The following is a 1,404-nucleotide window of genomic DNA, read 5'->3' as shown; positions in this document are numbered from 1 at the left end:
ATTTAGAGAAAATTAATAGTCCGCAGGATGTCCGCAAACTTGGTATTGAGCAGCTCGATGTCCTTGCCGGAGAAATTCGTGAAGGTGTGCTTAACCGTGTCAGCAATCACGGAGGCCACGTGGGCCCTAACCTCGGTATAACAGAGGCGACGATAGCACTTGTGTATGTTTTTGACATTCCCGAGGACAAAATCGTGTTCGATGTGTCTCATCAGGTTTATCCTTATAAGATGCTTACAGGCCGCGCTTACGGATATTTAGACAACAAGCGCTTTGATGATGTGTCAGGATACAGTTCGCCGGAAGAGTCGCCTGAATATGACTGTTTTGAGATAGGGCACACTTCTACGTCTGTGGCTTTGGCTACAGGGTTGCAGAAAGCGCGCGACATACGCGGCGGAAAGGAGAATATAGTGGCTGTTATCGGTGACGGTTCTCTGAGCGGAGGCGAGGCCTTTGAGGGCTTTGACATGGCCGCTGAGATAGGTACAAACATGATAATAGTGGTTAACGACAACGAGATGTCTATTGCCGAGAACCACGGAGGACTGTATGGAAACCTGAATCTGCTGCGTGATACAGCCGGAAAAGCAGAACTAAACTTCTTTAAGGCTATGGGGCTCGACTATGTTTATGTTGAGGACGGCAACAACATAGCCTCGCTTATAGCCGCATTTAAGCAAGTGAAAGACGCCGAGCGCCCTGTCGTTGTACACATTCATACGGAGAAAGGACATGGCTATGCGCCTGCAGTAGAGAACAAGGAAAGATTCCACTGGAGTATGCCTTTCGACCTTGAGACTGGTAATCTGAAGGCTTCTGCAGGTGATGGCGAGGAGTATTTTCCGGCACTTATAGGCCAGTATCTTGCAGAGAAGGCAAAGAACGATCCGAAGTTGGTTGCCGTAGTGTCTGCCGTTCCTGGTGGAGCAGGCTTTACTCCGGAGATAAGGAAACAGATGGGACGCCAGTATATCGACGTTGGCATTGCCGAGGAAGAAGCCGTGGCTTTGAGTTCTGGTATGGCTAAAGGCGGCGTAAGACCTGTTTACACGACCTATGCCACATTTATTCAGCGCACCTATGACCAGATTGCACAGGATCTCTGTGTGAATGGAAACGCTGCTGTGATAAATGTTGTAGGCGCGTCTGTCTACGGAATGAACGACATAACGCATATTTGTTTCTTTGATATTCCTATGCTCAGTCATATTCCTAATCTTGTTTATCTTGCCCCGACGACATACGAAGAGTTTGTTGCCATGGAAGACTGGGCTATAAGGCAGACTGAATATCCTGTGGCAATACGCATACCGGAGGCTCTCGTGGCACATAGCGATGAGAAGTATGACACGGACTACAGCCAGCTGAATAAGTATAAGATGGATAAAAGGGCGACACTGT

At 48.3% G+C, this 1,404-nt stretch carries 1 protein-coding gene; it reads left to right on the top strand.

The window, feature by feature from the left end:
- A partial coding sequence (locus ACU52_RS14530; RefSeq protein ID WP_147630901.1) for a 1-deoxy-D-xylulose-5-phosphate synthase occupies positions 1 to 1,404 on the top strand: 1,404 nt, incomplete at both ends.

Source organism: Xylanibacter rarus, from assembly GCF_001275135.1.
In the GTDB taxonomy this organism is placed as follows: domain Bacteria; phylum Bacteroidota; class Bacteroidia; order Bacteroidales; family Bacteroidaceae; genus Prevotella; species Prevotella rara.
The sequence above is the reverse complement of the archived record's forward strand: the minus strand, read 5'-3'. Positions and strand labels throughout refer to the sequence as shown.